An 18491-nucleotide genomic window follows, 5' to 3' on the forward strand; every position below is an offset into this window, starting at 1 on the left:
GGCTAAATTATAGGTAATATGGAGTTACTACATGTCTATTCCTCATGTGATAGCGGTACAAATGTGCTCAACAATGGATCCAGAACACAACTTTTTGCAGCTGAAACAGTGGTTACAACAATGTGATATTGACCAGCCCACATTGGTCTGTTTGCCTGAAACATGGCTTGCGTTTAACAAAACTGGCGAGCAATCTTTAGCACTGTCAAAAAATCACGAATATTGGTTAGATAAGCTGGCTCAGCTTTGTCAAGATTTTAAAATCTGGCTTGCGGCGGGCACTATGGCTGTGATAGGTGAACAGAAAAAGTATTATGCAGCGAGCTTTTTGTTGGATGATACTGGAGATGTTGTTGCACGTTATAACAAAATTCATTTATTTGATGCTGATGTAGCCGATGGCAGCTCAGGTTACCGAGAGTCAAAGTTTACAGTTGCGGGCAGTGAAGTGGTGGTGATTGATAGTCCATTTGGCAAAATAGGCTTAAGCGTGTGCTATGATTTACGCTTTTGCGGGCTATACCAAGCAATGCGTAAGTTAGGCGCAGAACTTTTGTTGGTACCTAGTGCATTCACAACGGTCACAGGTAAAGCACATTGGATGCCTTTGCTCCAAGCAAGAGCCATAGAAAACCAGTGTTATGTAATTGCAGCGGCACAATCAGGTACACATGAAAATGGCCGCAAAACACATGGACATAGCCTAATATTATCTCCATGGGGTGAAGTAATAGCGGATGCTCAGCAGCGGTTGGGTGTTATTAGCGCCAGAATAGATTTAGCACAGCTGTATAAGTTCCGTACGGATATGCCAGTGCAGGTCCACAACAGATTTAAGAGTGAGTTTTATGAATAATGTCGAGCAGCGTTTATTAACTGACAGTCAGCTCAATAGAGAGCAGCTGGAGCAAACATTACAGTATATACATCAACATAACGTCGATTACGCTGATTTATACTTTCAATCTAGCCATCACGAAACTTGGGTATTGGAAGATGGCTTGGTTAAAGAGGGAAGCTATAACATTGAACGAGGTGTTGGTGTAAGAGCTGTGGCAGGTGAAAAAACGGGTTTTTCATATTCTGATGCGATTAACTTAGAAGCGTTAAACAAAGCGGCTATGGCTGCAAGAAGCATTGCTCAATCAGGTGAAGATAAAAAAGTGCAGGTATTTAGTGAGCAAACTATCACAAGTCAATTTGCTCCTGTACAACCTATTCAAAGTATGACTGATGCAGATAAAGTCAGTTTGTTACGAGAAGTAGAAAATGCTATTCGCGAGCTTGCTCCTGATGCTCAACAAGTCGTTAGTTCTATGTCAGCTGTATATGAGGAAGTATTAATTGCAGCCAGCGATGGTACTTTTGCCACAGATATTCGCCCGTTGATCCGTTTGAACTGTTCAGTATTATTGGAAAAAAATGGCCGTCGGGAACGAGGTAGTGCTGGTGGCGGTGCGCGTTTAGACTATGGTTATTTTAAAGAGTTAGTCAATGGTAAGCCACGTTGGCTTGAGTATGCGCAAGAAGCAGTGCGCCAAGCGAAAGTTAATTTGCAAGCTGTTGATGCTCCTGCAGGCACTATGCCTGTTGTACTGGGTGCTGGTTGGCCGGGCGTGTTGTTACATGAAGCGGTAGGGCATGGTCTGGAGGGAGATTTTAACCGTAAAGGAGCCTCTGCATTTAGTGGTAAAGTCGGCGAGATGGTGGCTTCTAGTTTATGTACTGTAATTGATGATGGCACGATGGCTAATCGCCGAGGTTCGTTAAATGTTGACGATGAAGGGACGCCAGCAGGTTACAATGTATTGATAGAAAAAGGTATTTTAAAAGGTTATATGCAAGATAAGTTGAATGCCCGTTTAATGGGGGTTGCGCCTACAGGCAATGGTCGTCGAGAATCTTACGCACATCTGCCAATGCCACGAATGACGAATACTTATATGTTACCAGGCCCAGATAGTAAAGAGGATATTATTAGCAGTGTAGAAAAAGGAATTTATGCGCCTAGTTTTGCAGGTGGCCAAGTTGACATTACCTCGGGTAAATTTGTATTTTCTGCCTCAGAAGCTTATCTTATTGAAAATGGTAAAATTACACAACCTATCAAAGGTGCCACGCTTATCGGTAATGGCCCTGACGTGATGACTAAGATCTCGATGGTAGGTAATGATCTAGAACTTGACCGTGGTGTTGGTGTTTGTGGTAAAGATGGGCAAAGTGTACCTGTAGGGGTTGGCCAACCAAGTTTAAAAATTGACGAACTGACCGTAGGTGGTACGGCATAAAGCTTGATTTTGATGAAGTTAGAAAGACCAGCTCTTAGCTGGTTTTCTAACTTAAAGATCACTTAAGGCATTATTACGTCTTTTAAATACTGGAATAGCTCTTTATATCCTTTTGCGGGTTTCTCCGCTTTAGCCTCTTTACTGGCTTGTCTAACCAGTTGTCGCATTTTTTGACGTTCAAGTGTTGGGTATTGCGTTAACAATTCATTGATTTTGCTATCACCTTGTTCAATCAACTCATTTCTGACAATTTCAATTTTATTTATGAGCACGTCAGCTTGATTGTTTTTGTTAAGCATTAGACCAATTGCTTCTTCAATTTCAGCTATATTTTCTGTTAGACGGAGCGTTTTAGTGATGTAGTTAATATGGCGTCTATACGCTTCACTCTTTTGACGAATTTTATCTGCAACTACCATAGCCTCTTTTAATTCATCGTTTAATGGTAATTTTTCACGTTGCTTTTTAGCCATACCAGCGAGGTCTTGCGCTAGTTGTTGGTATTGTTGCGCATCGCGTTTAAGTTCGCTTTTTGATACGTAGATGATTTCTTCTTCAATGTCTGGTTTATTTTGCTTCGCCATGGTCTATACAAGATTTGCTGATTTGTACTCAGTATACCAATTTTATGGCATAAATGCTTTGTCAGAATAGGGTGATAATTTAGATGTGTGTTAGCATTAACTTAGAGAGATAAGTTATAAGAGATAAGAGCGATGGCACAACCTCAGCAGCACGCGATTTATAAACAAATAGATGATATAAAACAAGCGGTTTCAGAAGCATTAAGTCATGCTAAGAAACTTGGTGCAACTGCTGCTGAAGCAGCAATGTCGAGTACTTCAGGGTTATCAGTGAGCACTCGAATGGGTGAAGTTGATACTATTGAGTTTAATCAAGATGGTGGATTAGGGATAAGCGTTTACGTAGGCAACCATAAGGGTAATGCGTCAACTGCTGATTTAAGCCCCGCGGCTATTAAAACAGTGGTAGAGAAAGCCATAGATATTGCCAAGTTTACATCAGATGACCCTTGCAATGGGGTTGCAGATAAAAATTTGTTAGAAATGTCACCACCTGATTTGGACTTATTTCACCCTTGGGAAGTAACACCTGAGCAAGGGATTGAGTTTTGTTTAGAAGCAGAAAAAGCAGCATTAAATGCGGATAAACGAATTGTTAACTCAGATGGTGCAAGCTTTGCGAGTCACCAAGGGCTGCGTGTGTATGGCAATAGCCATGGACTGATAGCAGGTTTTCCTCGAACGCGTCATACATTGAGTACGGTGGTAATAGGTAAAGACGGTGAACAAATGCAGCGTGATTCAGCCTATACGATATCTCGTGAGCAACAAGGCTTAAAATCTGCAACTGAAGTGGGCTTAGAGGCTGCCGAGTCTACGTTGGCGCGTTTAAATAGTCAGAAGATATCGACCATGAAAACGCCAGTAATCTTTCGCGCTGATATTGCCAATAGCTTATTTGGCCATTTAGTTTCAGCTATTGGTGGTGGTGCGCTGTACCGTAAGTCTAGTTTCTTGCTCGACATGTTAGGGGAGCAAGTATTTAGTCCATGCGTGAATATATTGGAGCGCCCTCATTTGCCAAAAGGGCTTGCTTCAAGTCCATTCGATAGTGAGGGAGTTAAAACCATTGATAGAGATATTATCCATGCTGGAGAACTGCAAACTTACCTATTAGCGACCTATGCATCTCGTCGTCTTGGCATGACAGCAACAGGGCATGCAGGGGGTATTCACAACTGGTTAGTACAGCAAACTCATGAAGGTTTAGCTGCATTGCTTAATGAAATGGGCACAGGCTTGTTAGTCACTGAGTTGATGGGTCAAGGTGTGAGTACTGTAACGGGTGATTATTCACGAGGTGCTGGTGGCTTTTGGGTCGAAAATGGGCAAATACAATACCCAGTAAGTGAAATTACAATTGCAGGTAACCTAAAAGATATGTTTAAAAGTATTCAAGCGATTGGTGGTGATATCGAATATCGCGGCAGTGTTCAAACTGGCTCTGTATTGGTGGAGTCAATGCAGGTGGCTGGTGCCTAGCCTCAAATATTAATACTAAGTTTATTAAAACATTGACCATTTTAGTGAGCAAAATGATTTATTAACTGAGTTAAAAGTTACTTATGTAGAATAACGACATATCGAAGTTTTCCCTAGTTACTAAGCCATTTATCTTTTGCAATATTTGGCCATTTATTTAATCTAGTATGTATAAATTACACAAAAGGGCCGATATAGGCCCTCTTTATTGGCTAGGTTAACCTCATATAAGGATGGTTCAATTTGCTCACTCTTAGCGTTGCTTTTGAACAAAATATCAGCATTTTGTCGCAAATAATCCCAGCTGAAAGAATATTTTCTATTCTCAAACCCTATCCTAAATTAGGAACCAAGTTGCGGTGCCTAAGAACGCAAAAATACCGACAATATCAGTAACAGTAGTTAATACCACACTGCCTGCCAGCGCAGGGTCAATTTTCATGCGCTTTAATACAATAGGGATACTTGCGCCTGCAATACCTGCTGCAAGTAAATTCATAAACATAGCAAATGCGATGACAGCACCGAGTACAAAATCCCATTGCCACAATGCCACAACACCAGCGATGAGAATTGACCACAATACACCGTTGAGTGCGCCAATCGCTAATTCTTTACCAAGAATAAAACGTTGGTTGGTTTGGTTGATGTGACCCAAAGCAATACCACGGATAACTAAGGTGAGTGTCTGACTACCTGCTACCCCTCCCATACTTGGGACAATGCCGTTTAAAACGGCTAAAAATGGTAAGATATCAAGTGTGTTTTCAAAAAAGCTCGCAACAAATGCAGCGAGTAACGCAGTGAGTAAGTTAATACCTAGCCAGATGGAGCGGCGCTTAGAGCTTTTAAATACTGGTGCAAAGGTGTCTTCTTCATCATCAAGACCGGCCATACTCATCAAGCTATGCTCAGCATCTTCACGAATAACATCAACAATATCATCGATGGTGATACGCCCTAAAAGATGAGCGTTGTCATCAACAACTGCTGCCGAGATCCAGTTATAACGTTCAAATAGCTGTGCTACTTCAGTTTCATCCATGGTAATTGGAATCGACTCTTTGTCTGTATCCATTAGCTCATGTACTAACTTATCTGGTGGGTTAGTCAGTAGGCTATTAAGCGACAGGGCACCGATAAAGCAATTATCTTTATCAACGACATAGAGGTCATCGGTACCATCGGGTAGCGTGCCACGCAGACGCAAGTAACGTAACACTACATCTAATGTCACATCGGGTCGTATGGTAACGGTATCCGTATTCATGAGTGCGCCAGCTGAGCGCTCTTGATAGGATAGTGCTTGCGTTGCACGCTCTCTATCTTGAGCATCCATGGCACCTACTACGTCTTGATAGACTGTATCAGGTAGACTACGAAGTACTTCACCGAGATCATCGTCATCCATGTCCTCGGTTGCTGCGGCGATAAGCTCAGGTTCCATTTGAACAATAATGCTCAAACGGACATCTTCTGATAGCTCTTCGAGTACATCTCCTTGAATATCAGGGTCTACAAGCTGCCATAATTGACGGCGCACTTTGTGTGGAGACGATTCGAGTAGTAAAGCCGTATCACACGGTGCTGTTTCCGCTAAAGTACGCCTGACTTGAACAAATTGTCCACTATTTAATGCCTGCGTTACTTGTTGCAGTTGTTGTAGTGTGTAGTCTTGTTCAAGAGCTTCAGGCATAGGCTTCCTTCAATTATTTTTATGTTTTTAATGTCTGCCTAAAAGAAAAGCTGAAGAGCCAGCTAGGGTATGATTTAGAAATTTAGGCGCAGTGCATGACTAAGAGTTTAACGTAAATACGCGTACCTTACCAAGCTCTGAGAAAATTTTAATTACTGAACTTGATTAGCTAACTTATTCTTGTTCATAAAACTTTTGTGCGATCAGCTCACCAATTGCGTGTAACGCACCTTTGGCATCTGGACCATCACATACTACTTTAACTTCTTTGCCTTGACTGCTTTCTAACAAAAGCAATGCGAGCACACTATTGCCATCTGCTGATTTGTCATCTTGATATAGGGTTATCTGAGCATCAAACTTTATAGCAAGTTGGGCGAGTACAGATGCGGCTCTTGCATGTAAACCACATTTATTTTGAATTAAAAAGGTGTCTTCACAACGCATAAGGTTAATTATCTTGCTCTCTGTGGCGAATTTTAATATTAGGATGAGTTCGCGCAAAGCTTTCACCAATCGTTTGTGCCAAATAAACCGAACGGTGTTGTCCACCTGTGCATCCGATCGCAATGGTTAAATAGCTGCGATTATTTCGCTCTAAGTGGGGTAACCAAGTTTGCACAAAAGTTTGAATTTGCCATGTGAATTTTTGCACGATGCTATGACTAGCCAGATAGTCTTTAACTGGTTGGTCTAAGCCTGTTAAGGGTTTTAGCTCAGGTTCCCAATGTGGGTTGGGTAAAAAGCGCGCGTCAAAGACATAATCAGCTTCTTTGGGTATGCCATGTTTAAACCCAAAAGATTGGAAAGTAACGATTAGTTGCTTATCTTTTTTTCCTAAAATACGCTCACGAATGGTTTCAGCCAACTGGTGTACGCTTAAATCAGTTGTGTCTATGAGTACATCTGCACGTGTAGTCAGTACATCTAGAAGCCGTTTCTCTTCTTGTATTGCCAAATCTAGGGGTAAGTCATTCACTGATAATGGATGCAAACGACGCGTTTCAGAAAAGCGTCGTATGAGTGTATTATCATCACTGTCTAGGTAGAACAGCATTGGATTAGCAAATCCAGGCAAATATTCTAAAATATCATTAAAATCTTGTTGCTCTTTTGGTAGGTTTCTTACATCAATGCTCACAGCGATTTTATCGTAGTTATCAGAGACACTACGTACTAAGGACGGTAATAAATTGACTGGGATATTATCAACACAATAATACCCTAAATCTTCTAATACGCGCAGTGCAACTGATTTTCCTGAACCAGAACGACCGCTGATGATGATTAATTCCATTATGCTTCTCTTAATAACCTAGTCTGCTGAGGCAATAATGGCATAAAGTTCCTCGTCATTGCTAGCGTTCCTTAACTGTTTACAGAATTCTTTATTGTTTAGTTGCTGAGCTATCGATGATAACGTTTTTAAATGTTGTTCGTTATCGCCATCAGGCACAATTAAAGCAAGAAATATATCAACAGGCCGGTTATCAATGGCATCAAACTCAACCCCTTGTTGATTGACTAATAGTAAAGCTGTCACGACTTCAAGACCTATTATCCGACCATGGGGCAGAGCAATCCCTTTACCTATACCTGTACTGCCGAGTTTCTCTCGGGCCATTAATGCGCTAAGGATATCGTGCTGATTTAAATTGGGTAGCTGTTCGTGCGCTAACTCGCTAATGTATTCGAGTATACGCTTTTTGCTATTAAAAAGGACCGCAGCTTTGCTACAGTCCTTATTGATTATCGAGCTTAATTTCATAATTAATGTCGAATTAGCTTCTCTTTGTGCTTAATTACCTGACGATCTAGCTTATTAATTAGGCCGTCGATCGCAGCATACATGTCCTGATGTTCTGTCGAGGCAAAAAGCTCTCCGCCATTAACGTGCAATGTCGCCTCTGCTTTTTGTACTAGCTTTTCAACATCTAAGATCACATGTACATTGTTTATATGATCAAAATGCCTTTCTAACTTTGCAAACTTGTTGTTGACATAGTCTCTTAATGCATCGGTTATTTCTACATGACGACCAGTTAAATTTAGTTGCATAAGCATTTTCCTTCTTAGGTAATACGCCTAAATCAAGCTTTTACGCTGATTTGACGGTGGAATGGCTAACGACTCCCGATATTTTGCTATGGTGCGTCGGGCCACCTTAATTCCTTGCTCCGCTAATATATCTGCTATTTTACTGTCGCTTAATGGCTTAGCAGTATTTTCTGCAGCAATTAGCTTTTTGATTAGTGCTCTGATTGCTGTGGACGAGCACTCACCTCCATTTTCAGTACTAACATGACTTGAGAAGAAATACTTCAACTCAAAAATGCCTCTAGGTGTGTGCATATATTTTTGTGTGGTCACACGTGAAATGGTGGACTCGTGCATTTCAACCATTTCTGCAACATCATTTAACACCATGGGTCTCATTGCCTCAGGGCCATGTTCAAAGAATGCCTGTTGTTGTTGGACAATGCAATTAGTAACTTTCATTAATGTTTCATTTCTGCTTTCTAAGCTTTTAATAAACCACTTTGCTTCTTGTAAATGAGAGCGAATGAATTGACTATCTGTGCTGGATTTCACTGAACGAGACATTGCAGCATATTGATTGTTAACACGAATTTTAGGCATGCACTCCGGATTTAGCTCAACTACCCAGCGGCCTTTTACCTTCTTAACTGATACATCAGGAATGACATATTCAGACTCTTCACGAATAATGCTTGCCGCAGGTTTTGGGTTAAGAGTGTGAATTAATGTTACGATCTCCTTGAGCTCAATCTCTTTGAGCTTGGTTTTTTTCATCAAGGTCCGATAGTCGCGACTTGCAAGTAGCTCAATGTGCTCATTGAGGATCATTTTAGTTTCGCTCAACCAAGGAGTTGTATGCGGGTCAAATTGATTGAGCTGAATACACAAGCACTCTTGTAGTGAGCGAGCGCCAATACCAATAGGATCAAAAAGTTGAATTCGTTTTAATACGGCTTCTACTTCATCTAATTCAATATGTTCGCCACTGTTGCCATCATTCAAGCTCTCTAAGAGATCTTCGGTACTTAAGGTGAATGTACCGTTTTCGTCTATGGCTTCTACAATAGCGACTGCGATGCCGCGATCTGTTGGGCTAAAAGGCGTTAATTCGAGCTGCCACATTAAATATTCATGAAGCGTTTCCGTCGTCTCACCTTGATAAATAGTCTCGTCTTCAGGCATTGGTCCACTACTGGCAGCAGGAGCTGCACTCATGTACTCATCCCATGTCACATCCATAGCAAGGTCGTCGCTCACGGTCTCTTTACTTAGTGCGGCATCCGAATCTATTTCGTAGTCACTTACAGGCTCGATATCTTGACTGTCTAAATGCGTGTCCTCTTGGTTTTCATCTTTACCATTTTTATCTTGGGCACTGTTTTGCGCATCAGATTCTGGCTCTGACTCATCTACTTCAAGAAGCGGGTTGCTATCAAGAGCTTCTTGGATCTCTTGCTGTAGATCCAACGTGCTTAGTTGCAGCAAGCGAATAGCCTGCTGTAACTGTGGTGTCATGGTAAGTTGCTGCCCCATGCGCAGCTGTAACGATTGCCTCATCTACCTTTAACAATCCTTCTGGTTTTCTATTATTATTGTGACTAAACGTACATTAACTATAGCTTGAATTGTTCACCTAGGTAGACATCTCTGACAGTTTGATCTGCTAAAACATGTTCAGGAGTACCAGAGGCGATTAATTCACCATGTGAGACAATATAAGCTTTTTCACATACATCAAGAGTTTCGCGAACATTGTGATCGGTGATTAACACACCAATACCTCTATTTTTTAAATGTTCGATAATTTTCTTTATATCTAACACTGAAATGGGATCAACACCAGCAAAAGGCTCATCTAAAAGGATAAATTTAGGATTTGCGGCTAAAGCGCGAGCAATTTCTACTCTTCTGCGTTCTCCGCCTGACAGTGCCATACCTAAGCTATCGCGAATGTGTTGAATGTTAAACTCATCCAGTAGTTCATTTAAAATTTGCTCACGGGCTATCTTATTCAGTGAGTTGCGAGTTTCCAAAATAGCCATTAAATTTTGATATACCGTGAGCTTTCTAAAAATTGATGATTCTTGAGGTAAATAGCCAATGCCTAAACGTGCTCGGTTATGCATTGGCAATAGTGTAATGTCATGGTCGTTGATGCACACGGTGCCATTATCGCTTGGCACGAGACCTACTATCATGTAAAAACTGGTGGTTTTTCCTGCTCCATTGGGACCAAGAAGGCCAACAATACTGCCAGCTTCAACACTGAGGCTGACGTTTTTAACAACTTGTCGGTCTTTGTAACTTTTTGCCAGAGCAGTTGCTGTTAATACACTCATGTTTAATTACCTTGGCCCGCTTCTTTAGGTTGTTTTTCTGGTACGAGTATAGTGTGTACGCGTGCGTTATCTTGCTCACCTCTTTCGGCACTTATTAACTGCTTATCCATATCGTAAGTGATAGATTGGGCTTGAATAATTTGCCCAGCCTGATTAATAGAGGCATTACCTTTGATCACTAAAGTACGATTGGCAACATCATAGCGAATTTCTTGTGCACTGGCAGTTAGCTTGGTGCCGTCTGATTGTTGTTCAGAAAACTGAGCTGGAGAGCCTGTCGCAACTAACAGTTGTTTGTTATCTCCCAGCTCTTCGCGCCGGTGAACTTCAAGCCTATCGGCATTAATTTTACGTTTGCCGTGAATGATCTCTACATTTTTTTCAAATATACCAATATTGGTCTTAAGTTGAGCTTGTTGCTTGCCTGCTTTGATAGAAACTTCATTTGCAAAGTCACTTTGTTTTGCGATACTTGGTTGGCAAAATAACAATCCAACAAGCATAGCGGTAATACTTAGTTTATTGGTCATAATAAATAGTTCGAGTATGGTTTATAAGTTCAATGATATCTGTGTTTAAATCAGCATAAAGCCCTTTGCCGTTAATTTTTAAACTAGGGCCTGTAATCTCTACAGGCCGTTCAGATTGCATCAGTCGTTCGTCTATTTCAACGCGTATATTGTCTGCTTTAATTAAAGTGATCATTGCGCCTGTAGTTAAGTTTTTGGCTTCAACATCACCTTCTAACATCAATGTATTGTTTTCATATAAAGTTGCTTCTTGTGATGAAATTAACCAATTTTGAGGGCCGTTATACAATGTAAATACAGGCATCGTAAAATGGCTAAAGCCTAACTCTTGATAAAGTTCCATTTTATCTGCAGTTACTGTGTAGCTGCGCACACCAGTCTCATTATAAGACGTTTGTTCTAGCGCAGTTGCAATATAATCAGGTTTGGCAATAACATCACTTTGAGTGTTTGTTTTTGGTGTTGTTTGCGTCAAATAGGGGTACCACAGCCATGCCATTACTGTGATAAAAACTAAAAATAGCACAACACGGTTACCACTCATTTTATATTTCTCAGTATTGAGTGAATATTATTGGCACCGTTCGTTACGTTAGTAATTTTATCACTTACCAAAATAGGGGGAGTTGAATGAATCACCCATGAATGGGTTTGCTGTTCATTTTTGATATATACCACAGCGGTCATTTACAGTACTCCGGCTCTTAATAAGTCTTGAGTATTAAGTGCACCAATAGGGTGTCTATTACTATCTATGACAATTAAGCCATTGATTCGTTTCGTTTCCATTATATTCAACGCTTCTGCGGCTAACATGTCTTTGTTTGCTGTAGTGCAGTTTACAGTCATAGCTTTGTGGATTGGTGTTATATGTAAGTCTACACGTTGTTCAATATTACGTCGTAAGTCACCATCAGTAAAAATACCGACAAGTTGCCCGTTTTCATCAACAATTGTTGTCATGCCTAAGCCTTTCGCTGACATTTCAAATAATGCGTCTTTGATTGTACTTTGATGAGAAACAATAGGAACTTGCTCGCCCTGATGCATAATGTCACTTAGCGTGAGTAGTAAACGTTTGCCCAGAGCACCACCTGGGTGTGATAATGCAAAATCATCTGCAGTAAAACCTTTCGCTTCCAATAATGCAACCGCCAATGCATCACCCATTACCAGCGTTGCAGTTGTGCTTGCTGTTGGTGCAAGCCCTAAGGGACAGGCTTCTTGCGAAACGGCAATACACAGATGCACATCAGATAACTGTGCCATAGAAGAGTTTTTATTGCCTGTCATGGCAATCGTTTTTGCTCCGATACGCTTGATGACGGGTATGATGTTTAATACTTCGCTGGTTTCACCCGAATTTGAAATAAGTAGTACGACGTCATGTTTTGTGATCATGCCTAAATCACCGTGACTCGCTTCCCCTGGGTGGACAAAAAAAGCGGGTGTTCCCGTGCTTGCAAGTGTGGCGGCGATTTTGTTGCCTATATGGCCTGATTTGCCCATTCCTACCACTATCGTTCTGCCTTGACAGTCAAAAATAGTTTGGCAAGCGAGTACAAAGTGTTGATCTATATACTGACCAATTTCTGTGATTGCTTGTTGTTCTATTTTAATAACTCGTTGTGCGGTATCAGTAAACTGCTTTGATAACATGAGTCAAACCTCTAGATGATGTAATACATATAGCCAACAAATGCCGCTAATAAAGCTCCGCCTTCAATACGATTTATACGGCGATTCCCTGTAAAGCTTAGACTCATTAATATCAGTGCTAAGGTTGCTCCAAGCATAATAAAGATATCTCGCTGTGCAATATTACTGTCGATATTAGCAGGATTCATAATGCCAGCGATAGAAAGCACAGCTAAGATATTGAATATATTAGAGCCAATAATGTTACCAAGTGCAAGGTCGTCTTCCTTTTTTAGTACGCTTGCTATACAGGCTGCAAGCTCAGGTAAACTGGTGCCAATAGCAATAATTGTTAGGCCGATAAGTAAATCGCTCATACCAAAGAATTTGGCTATATCTACGGCCGCGTCAATTAAGTAGCTAGAGCTGACAGGCAATAACACCATGCCTACTGATAACCAAAGTAACGCTTTACCTGTTGGTACATTATTTGGCACTTCCTCACAGGCTTCGCTGACTAAAGGATCGGCATCTGGACCACTTCTTTTGGATATGATGATGAGTGTAAACAAAAATAATATAAAACCAATGAGTAAAGCCAAACCTTCTAACAAGCTAAAATGGCTGTCACTGACGATAAACCAAGCGCCAAGTGAGACTATAATGAGAAGTGGCATTTCGCGTTTTAATATACCTGAACTTACTGACAGGGGTTTTAGTAGTGCTGTGATGCCAAGTACCAGTAAAATATTAGCGATATTTGAACCAATGGCATTACCAACTGCCGTATCTGTTTTATCAGCTAGTGCAGCCTGTGCTGCGACCATCATCTCTGGTGCGGATGAGCCCATAGCGACAATGGTCAAGCCAACAATGAGCGTAGGTACGCCAAAGTTACGAGCCAGCGCTGCAGCACCAAAAACGAAGCGATCAGCGCTCCATACTAGTGCAGCAAATCCTATGATCAAGATGACAAAAGATAAAAGCATAAAAAGCGAAGCCAATTGATAAAATTACAATGGCGCAAATAGTAACAAATGCGTCTACAAAAGTATAAGTAAAAGAGGGCACTTAGTTATTCTGTTCTACAGTATTTAGTCTCTATTGTGACATCATATATTACAAAATTTTACGAAAACTTTTTTCCTTCATAAGCTAAAAAAACGTATTATGTCAGAATTAGTAAATGTAGATGTGGAGAGCGACTTGTCGCAAGCAATTGTAGAGATCAAGGATGTGACTTTTTCACGGGGCGAAAGGACCATCTATAAAAATATGAGCTTTTGTGTTCCAAAAGGAAAGATCACAGCCATTATGGGCCCAAGTGGCATCGGTAAAACTACGATGCTGCGTCTGATTGGTGGTCAACTCAAACCTGATAGTGGGGATATTTTGTTTGAAGGACAAAGTATTCCTAGTATGTCTCGTAAAGCACTTTATGATATTCGCACCAAAATGAGTATGCTGTTTCAAAGTGGCGCACTTTTTACCGATATGTCGGTATTTGATAATATCGCATTCCCATTACGTGAACACACTCAACTTAGTGAAGAGTTGATTCGTCTTGTGGTATTAATGAAACTACAAGCTGTTGGGCTTCGTGGTGCTAAAGATCTAATGCCTTCAGAGCTTTCTGGCGGTATGGCTAGACGAGCGGCATTAGCACGTTCTATTGCACTTGACCCTGAATTGATAATGTATGATGAACCGTTTGCAGGACAAGACCCGATTTCTATGGGGGTTTTAGTCAAACTAATTAAGTCACTTAATGAAGTTTTAGGGATCTCTTCATTAATCGTGACTCATGATGTCAATGAAGTTTTAAGCATTGCCGACCATGTAGTGATTATTGCTGAACAAGGTGTCATAGGTAGTGGTACTCCTGAGCAAATGCAACAGCATGACTCGGCGCTGGTGCAACAGTTTCTAAAAGGCTTATCTGATGGCCCTGTGCCATTTCATTATAAAGCGCAAAATTACCAAGAAGAACTGCTATCAGGGAGTCAACAGTGATAGATTTTTTTCAATCAATTGGTCATAACGTTCTCAGTCGTTTTGCCTCATTAGGCAGGGCAACACGTATGCTCTTAGGTGCGCTTATAAGTGTGCCAGATTTTCGTAAAGGACCTGGCCTTCTTATTCGACAGCTTTATATGGTTGGGCATCAATCGTTGCTGATCATCATGGTATCAGGCTTGTTTATTGGTATGGTCTTGGCTTTACAAGGCTACACTGTATTAGTTGGATATGGCGCAGAAGATAGTTTGGGGCCGCTTGTTGCGCTGAGTTTACTCAGAGAGTTGGGGCCAGTCGTGACAGCTTTGCTTTTTGCTGGGCGTGCAGGCAGTGCATTAACGGCTGAGATAGGTTTAATGAAAGCAACTGAACAGCTTTCTAGTTTAGAGATGATGGCGATAGACCCGCTTCGACGTATTATTTCACCGCGTTTTTGGGCTGGTTTTATTAGCATGCCATTGCTGGCGTTGATATTCTCAGCGGTAGCGATAATTGGCGCACACCTTGTTGGTGTGGATTGGCTTGGAGTAGATTCAGGTAGTTTCTGGTCTATTATGCAATCGCAAGTTTCTTTTGAGAAAGACATACTAAACGGTATGATCAAAAGCTTTGTATTTGCCTTGGTAGTGACATGGATAGCGCTATATAAAGGCTACGACTGCGTGCCCACTTCAGAGGGGATCAGTAAAGCAACGACCGAGACAGTGGTCCATTCTTCATTAGCAGTTTTAGGTTTCGACTTTTTATTAACTGCTGTGATGTTTTCAGGTTAAAGGGTTTTAAAACAAATGAATACACGGAAAATTGAAATATTAGTTGGCTTATTTGTAGCATTTGGTGTTGCTGCATTTGCAGTACTTGCTTTAAAAGTTGCCAATTCAGGTATCTCTGGAAGTGGTGAGACATATACACTCAATGCTAAATTTGAAAATATTGGCTCGTTAAAAACACGCGCGCCCATTAAAGTGGGTGGAGTGGTAGTGGGTCGTGTAGATGGGATCAGCATTCATCCGCAAGAGTTTGTACCCGTTGTGGCAATGAGTATAGATGCGGATTACGAATGCCAGTTTTCCGATACAACATCGGTATCTATTCTTACTTCTGGGGTATTAGGTGAGCAATATCTTGGCATTTCTCCTGTCATTGCCTCTGAGTCTGCAAAACAAACATGTTTAGGTAATGAAGTGACTGACACCAGCTCAGATCTTGACGACTTATTTGGTGTTCAAAGTAAAGCACTAAAAGATGGAGATTTAGTGACTGATACTAAATCGGCATTAGTATTAGAAGAGTTGATTGGACAATTTTTATTTAATCAAGGTAGTGAGTAAATATGTTGGTAAGATTTTTAATCGTCGCTACCACACTGCTTTTAAGTTGTGTGGTGCATGCAGATGAGCCTGTTGATTTAACAGACCCTTATAAAATGGTACAGCAGGTAGCAGATAATACATTTAAGCGTATTACTAGAGATCAAGCGTTGATAGAAGTTGACAAAGAACACTTGAGAGTAATCGTACAGCAAGAATTGTTGCCTTATATCGATTATAAATATGCTTCTTATAGAGTATTGGGAAGTTATATTCAAAGAGTAAGAAACATACAAGATAAAGAGGAAAAAGCACAAGCTGTTGAACACATAAAGCAGTTTATAGATGTATTTAAGAACTACTTAGTTGCTACATATGCTGGTGTTTTTACGCAATATACAAATCAAAAAGTTGAGTTCTCACCTGCTAGAGATTTTGAGGATGATCAAATTGCGATAGTTAAGACTAAGATAGTGGAGCCCGGTAAGCCTGATATTAGAATTGATTTTAAAGTGCGCCGTGATTCAAATAACGAATGGCGAGCTTATGATATGATGGCCGAAGGTATCAGTTTATTAGATGCTAAACAAACGGAGTTGCATGGTATTTTGCGCCAGCAAGGGATTGAACATGTTATAGGGTTGCTTGATAAAAAAAGCCGTTTACCTGTCCAGTTTAGGGGGGATGATGGCAGCAACTAAAGTTCAATTTACCAAGTTAGATGACGACCTTGTTCAAGTTAGTGGAGAGTTAACCAGAAATAGCTTGGTGAATGAACGGCTTCTTAATCATCAGATAGAAAATGTTCAGTCAGTACGTTATTTTGACCTTTCTGAGGTATCTAGGGTTGACACAGCGGGCTTAGCTTGGTTAATTCATTCTTTAGGTAAATTACAGCAGCAAGGCAAACGCCTTGAGCTTAAAAATGTGCCAGAGCAGCTTCATAATTTAATGGCGCTGGGTCAGGTATCAAACTTATTTGAGTGAGTCTAATGGAAACAAACCAAGTCGAAACTTTATTACGAGAAGCCCTGTCTTTAGAAGAAGCTATAGTTAAAGCTAACGGTAGTCACTATGAAGTGATAGCGGTCGGGGAGTGTTTTGACGGTTTAAGCCGGGTGAAAAAACAGCAGCTTGTATATGGGCCGTTAATGAATACCATCTCTGATGGCACTATTCATGCTGTCAGTATCAAGGCATTTACGCCAACTGAGTGGCAAAGAGAACGCAAATTTATTCTACCGCAATAACGGAGTCACAATGGATCAATTTGTTATCCAAGGTGGCACCACTTTAGCGGGTGAGGTCACGATATCTGGTGCGAAAAATGCTGCACTACCGATTTTATTCGCCGCTTTGCTTGCTGATGGTGAAAGCCACTTTTCCAATGTGCCGCAGCTTAGGGATATAGGCACAACTGAAGCATTATTGAAAACGCTAGGTGCGGGGATTAAGTGGCGCTCTGATGTGCTGCATGTAGATGGTAGTACGGTAGATAAAGTGCTAGCGCCTTACGAGTTAGTCAAGCAAATGCGAGCGTCTGTATTAGCGCTTGGCCCGCTGCTTGCGCGTTTTGGTGAAGCACAAGTATCTTTACCAGGTGGGTGTGCAATTGGTGCCCGCCCTGTTGATATTCATATTAGTGGCCTAGAGCGTATGGGAGCAACAATAAGCGTTGATAATGGTTATATCAATGCCAAAGTTGAGGGTCGCTTAAAAGGCGCAGAAATTTACATGGAAATGGTGAGTGTTGGTGCCACAGAAAATTTACTGATGGCAGCGACATTGGCAGATGGCACTACGATACTTGAAAATGCTGCGCGTGAGCCTGAAATTGTGAATCTCGCTGACTGTTTAACCGCTATGGGTGCCAATATAAAAGGGGCTGGGACGAGTCGCATTGAAGTTCAAGGTGTTGAAAAGCTATCAGGATGTGAGCATAAAATTCTGCCTGATAGAATTGAAACGGGAACTTTTCTTGTTGCCGCTGCAATGGCTAAAGGGGAAGTGCTCTGTAACAATACTGATCATGTGAGCTTAGAGCCTGTTTTGGAAAAGTTACGTGCTGCTAATGCTCATGTTGAGGTAAGTGGAAGCAGTATATACCTTGATATGCGTGGCAGAAACTTGCAAGCTGTAAATATTAAAACGATGCCACACCCAGGCTTTCCTACTGACATGCAAGCACAATTTACCGCCTTAAACGTTGTTGCTCAAGGGAACGCAACTATTACTGAAACGATTTTTGAAAACCGTTTCATGCATGTACCTGAGCTACAGCGTATGGGTGCCAACATTCGCCTAGAAGGTAATACGGCAATTTGCGGTGAGACTGATAAACTCAGTGGTGCTCAAGTTATGGCAACGGACTTGAGAGCATCAGCAAGCTTAATATTGACGGGCATTGTAGCTGGTGGCGAAACTATTGTGGACCGTATCTACCACGTAGATAGAGGGTATCAACGTATCGAGAATAAATTGAGTAAGTTGGGCGCAAAAATAAAGCGTCGACATAATTAATCATCTATCACAGCTAAACTGAAAAAGCGAGTATTAGGTACATACCAT

At 41.1% G+C, this 18491-nt stretch carries 22 protein-coding genes; 10 read left to right on the plus strand and 12 right to left on the minus strand.

The annotated features are described in order from the left end of the window. Positions 1-31: 31 nt before the first annotated feature. Positions 32-856, plus strand: coding sequence for a carbon-nitrogen hydrolase family protein (locus OCI93_RS15850; RefSeq protein ID WP_261626811.1), 825 nt, complete (start codon positions 32-34; stop codon positions 854-856). Next, on the plus strand, positions 849-2288 hold the full coding sequence (gene tldD / locus OCI93_RS15855; RefSeq protein ID WP_261594578.1) for a metalloprotease TldD: 1440 nt from the start codon (positions 849-851) through the stop codon (positions 2286-2288). The genes OCI93_RS15850 and tldD overlap by 8 nt, the downstream gene beginning before the upstream one ends. A 62-nt stretch (positions 2289-2350) precedes the next feature. On the opposite strand, the gene yjgA is transcribed toward tldD, so the two are convergent. After that, entirely contained in the window at positions 2351-2872 is a 522-nt protein-coding gene (gene yjgA, locus OCI93_RS15860; RefSeq protein WP_261594577.1) for a ribosome biogenesis factor YjgA, read from the minus strand. Positions 2873-3004: 132 nt separating this feature from the next. Between yjgA and pmbA the strand changes: the two genes are divergently transcribed. Continuing rightward, positions 3005-4354, plus strand: coding sequence for a metalloprotease PmbA (gene pmbA / locus OCI93_RS15865; RefSeq protein WP_261626812.1), 1350 nt, complete (start codon positions 3005-3007; stop codon positions 4352-4354). 337 nt (positions 4355-4691) lie between these two features. Here pmbA and mgtE read toward each other — a convergent pair whose 3' ends face one another. The 11 genes from mgtE to OCI93_RS15920 form a co-directional block, all read right to left on the minus strand. Then, on the minus strand, positions 4692-6050 hold the full coding sequence (gene mgtE / locus OCI93_RS15870) for a magnesium transporter (protein ID WP_261594575.1): 1359 nt from the start codon (positions 6048-6050) through the stop codon (positions 4692-4694). Positions 6051-6224: 174 nt separating this feature from the next. Continuing rightward, the gene (locus tag OCI93_RS15875; RefSeq protein ID WP_261594574.1) at positions 6225-6497 is read right to left on the minus strand and encodes an HPr family phosphocarrier protein; all 273 of its coding nucleotides are present in this window, start codon (positions 6495-6497) and stop codon (positions 6225-6227) included. Between the two features lie 4 nt (positions 6498-6501). Next, positions 6502-7347, minus strand: coding sequence for an RNase adapter RapZ (gene rapZ / locus OCI93_RS15880; RefSeq protein ID WP_261594573.1), 846 nt, complete (start codon positions 7345-7347; stop codon positions 6502-6504). Between the two features lie 18 nt (positions 7348-7365). After that, complete coding sequence (gene ptsN / locus OCI93_RS15885) at positions 7366-7818, minus strand: PTS IIA-like nitrogen regulatory protein PtsN (protein WP_261594572.1); 453 nt, start codon at positions 7816-7818, stop codon at positions 7366-7368. 2 nt (positions 7819-7820) lie between these two features. Beyond that, positions 7821-8108, minus strand: a complete 288-nt coding sequence (hpf, locus tag OCI93_RS15890; RefSeq protein ID WP_261594571.1) for a ribosome hibernation promoting factor — start codon at positions 8106-8108, stop codon at positions 7821-7823. Positions 8109-8135: 27 nt separating this feature from the next. Next, entirely contained in the window at positions 8136-9647 is a 1512-nt protein-coding gene (locus tag OCI93_RS15895; protein ID WP_261594570.1) for an RNA polymerase factor sigma-54, read from the minus strand. A gap of 56 nt (positions 9648-9703) precedes the next feature. Beyond that, positions 9704-10429 (minus strand): LPS export ABC transporter ATP-binding protein, encoded by a 726-nt coding sequence (gene lptB, locus OCI93_RS15900; RefSeq protein ID WP_261594569.1) that lies wholly within the window; start codon positions 10427-10429, stop codon positions 9704-9706. A gap of 2 nt (positions 10430-10431) precedes the next feature. Further along, positions 10432-10959: a lipopolysaccharide transport periplasmic protein LptA gene (lptA, locus tag OCI93_RS15905; RefSeq protein ID WP_261594568.1), complete on the minus strand. Its 528-nt coding sequence runs from the start codon at positions 10957-10959 to the stop codon at positions 10432-10434. Continuing rightward, entirely contained in the window at positions 10949-11503 is a 555-nt protein-coding gene (gene lptC, locus OCI93_RS15910) for an LPS export ABC transporter periplasmic protein LptC (protein WP_261594567.1), read from the minus strand. Before lptC ends, lptA begins: the two co-directional genes overlap by 11 nt. A gap of 143 nt (positions 11504-11646) precedes the next feature. Further along, positions 11647-12618, minus strand: coding sequence for a KpsF/GutQ family sugar-phosphate isomerase (locus tag OCI93_RS15915; RefSeq protein WP_261594566.1), 972 nt, complete (start codon positions 12616-12618; stop codon positions 11647-11649). Between the two features lie 11 nt (positions 12619-12629). Beyond that, positions 12630-13586, minus strand: coding sequence for a calcium/sodium antiporter (locus OCI93_RS15920; protein ID WP_261594565.1), 957 nt, complete (start codon positions 13584-13586; stop codon positions 12630-12632). Between the two features lie 181 nt (positions 13587-13767). Between OCI93_RS15920 and OCI93_RS15925 the strand changes: the two genes are divergently transcribed. Genes OCI93_RS15925 through murA form a run of 7 tightly spaced genes read left to right on the plus strand, consistent with a single transcriptional unit; the run spans position 13768 to position 18443 of the window. Continuing rightward, the gene (locus tag OCI93_RS15925; protein ID WP_261594564.1) at positions 13768-14610 is read left to right on the plus strand and encodes an ATP-binding cassette domain-containing protein; all 843 of its coding nucleotides are present in this window, start codon (positions 13768-13770) and stop codon (positions 14608-14610) included. Then, positions 14610-15386 carry a lipid asymmetry maintenance ABC transporter permease subunit MlaE gene (mlaE, locus tag OCI93_RS15930; protein WP_410007639.1) on the plus strand — a complete coding sequence of 259 codons (777 nt, stop codon included), beginning with the start codon at positions 14610-14612 and terminating at the stop codon, positions 15384-15386. The genes OCI93_RS15925 and mlaE overlap by 1 nt, the downstream gene beginning before the upstream one ends. Positions 15387-15401: 15 nt before the next feature. Continuing rightward, positions 15402-15944, plus strand: a complete 543-nt coding sequence (gene mlaD / locus OCI93_RS15935) for an outer membrane lipid asymmetry maintenance protein MlaD (RefSeq protein WP_261594562.1) — start codon at positions 15402-15404, stop codon at positions 15942-15944. A gap of 2 nt (positions 15945-15946) precedes the next feature. Continuing rightward, a complete protein-coding gene (locus OCI93_RS15940) occupies positions 15947-16624 on the plus strand; it encodes an MlaC/ttg2D family ABC transporter substrate-binding protein (RefSeq protein WP_261594561.1) in 678 nt (225 codons plus the stop codon). Further along, on the plus strand, positions 16611-16910 hold the full coding sequence (locus tag OCI93_RS15945; protein ID WP_261594560.1) for an STAS domain-containing protein: 300 nt from the start codon (positions 16611-16613) through the stop codon (positions 16908-16910). The genes OCI93_RS15940 and OCI93_RS15945 overlap by 14 nt, the downstream gene beginning before the upstream one ends. Positions 16911-16915: 5 nt before the next feature. Continuing rightward, positions 16916-17173, plus strand: a complete 258-nt coding sequence (gene ibaG / locus OCI93_RS15950; RefSeq protein WP_261594559.1) for a BolA family iron metabolism protein IbaG — start codon at positions 16916-16918, stop codon at positions 17171-17173. Positions 17174-17183: 10 nt separating this feature from the next. Beyond that, positions 17184-18443 (plus strand): UDP-N-acetylglucosamine 1-carboxyvinyltransferase, encoded by a 1260-nt coding sequence (murA, locus tag OCI93_RS15955; protein WP_261594558.1) that lies wholly within the window; start codon positions 17184-17186, stop codon positions 18441-18443. The last annotated feature ends 48 nt before the right edge of the window (positions 18444-18491 follow it).

Source organism: Pseudoalteromonas holothuriae (assembly GCF_945859825.1).
Classification (GTDB): Bacteria; Pseudomonadota; Gammaproteobacteria; order Enterobacterales; family Alteromonadaceae; genus Pseudoalteromonas; species Pseudoalteromonas holothuriae.

Bases quoted from the DNA above. Each gene is read 5' to 3' on its own strand.
- OCI93_RS15850 (WP_261626811.1), top strand. From the start codon at position 32: ATGTCTATTCCTCATGTGATAGCGGTACAAATGTGCTCAACAATGGAT.
- tldD (WP_261594578.1), top strand. From the start codon at position 849: ATGAATAATGTCGAGCAGCGTTTATTAACTGACAGTCAGCTCAATAGA.
- yjgA (WP_261594577.1), bottom strand. From the start codon at position 2,872: ATGGCGAAGCAAAATAAACCAGACATTGAAGAAGAAATCATCTACGTA.
- pmbA (WP_261626812.1), top strand. From the start codon at position 3,005: ATGGCACAACCTCAGCAGCACGCGATTTATAAACAAATAGATGATATA.
- mgtE (WP_261594575.1), bottom strand. From the start codon at position 6,050: ATGCCTGAAGCTCTTGAACAAGACTACACACTACAACAACTGCAACAA.
- OCI93_RS15875 (WP_261594574.1), bottom strand. From the start codon at position 6,497: ATGCGTTGTGAAGACACCTTTTTAATTCAAAATAAATGTGGTTTACAT.
- rapZ (WP_261594573.1), bottom strand. From the start codon at position 7,347: ATGGAATTAATCATCATCAGCGGTCGTTCTGGTTCAGGAAAATCAGTT.
- ptsN (WP_261594572.1), bottom strand. From the start codon at position 7,818: ATGAAATTAAGCTCGATAATCAATAAGGACTGTAGCAAAGCTGCGGTC.
- hpf (WP_261594571.1), bottom strand. From the start codon at position 8,108: ATGCAACTAAATTTAACTGGTCGTCATGTAGAAATAACCGATGCATTA.
- OCI93_RS15895 (WP_261594570.1), bottom strand. From the start codon at position 9,647: ATGAGGCAATCGTTACAGCTGCGCATGGGGCAGCAACTTACCATGACA.
- lptB (WP_261594569.1), bottom strand. From the start codon at position 10,429: ATGAGTGTATTAACAGCAACTGCTCTGGCAAAAAGTTACAAAGACCGA.
- lptA (WP_261594568.1), bottom strand. From the start codon at position 10,959: ATGACCAATAAACTAAGTATTACCGCTATGCTTGTTGGATTGTTATTT.
- lptC (WP_261594567.1), bottom strand. From the start codon at position 11,503: ATGAGTGGTAACCGTGTTGTGCTATTTTTAGTTTTTATCACAGTAATG.
- OCI93_RS15915 (WP_261594566.1), bottom strand. From the start codon at position 12,618: ATGTTATCAAAGCAGTTTACTGATACCGCACAACGAGTTATTAAAATA.
- OCI93_RS15920 (WP_261594565.1), bottom strand. From the start codon at position 13,586: ATGCTTTTATCTTTTGTCATCTTGATCATAGGATTTGCTGCACTAGTA.
- OCI93_RS15925 (WP_261594564.1), top strand. From the start codon at position 13,768: ATGTCAGAATTAGTAAATGTAGATGTGGAGAGCGACTTGTCGCAAGCA.
- mlaD (WP_261594562.1), top strand. From the start codon at position 15,402: ATGAATACACGGAAAATTGAAATATTAGTTGGCTTATTTGTAGCATTT.
- OCI93_RS15940 (WP_261594561.1), top strand. From the start codon at position 15,947: ATGTTGGTAAGATTTTTAATCGTCGCTACCACACTGCTTTTAAGTTGT.
- OCI93_RS15945 (WP_261594560.1), top strand. From the start codon at position 16,611: ATGGCAGCAACTAAAGTTCAATTTACCAAGTTAGATGACGACCTTGTT.
- ibaG (WP_261594559.1), top strand. From the start codon at position 16,916: ATGGAAACAAACCAAGTCGAAACTTTATTACGAGAAGCCCTGTCTTTA.
- murA (WP_261594558.1), top strand. From the start codon at position 17,184: ATGGATCAATTTGTTATCCAAGGTGGCACCACTTTAGCGGGTGAGGTC.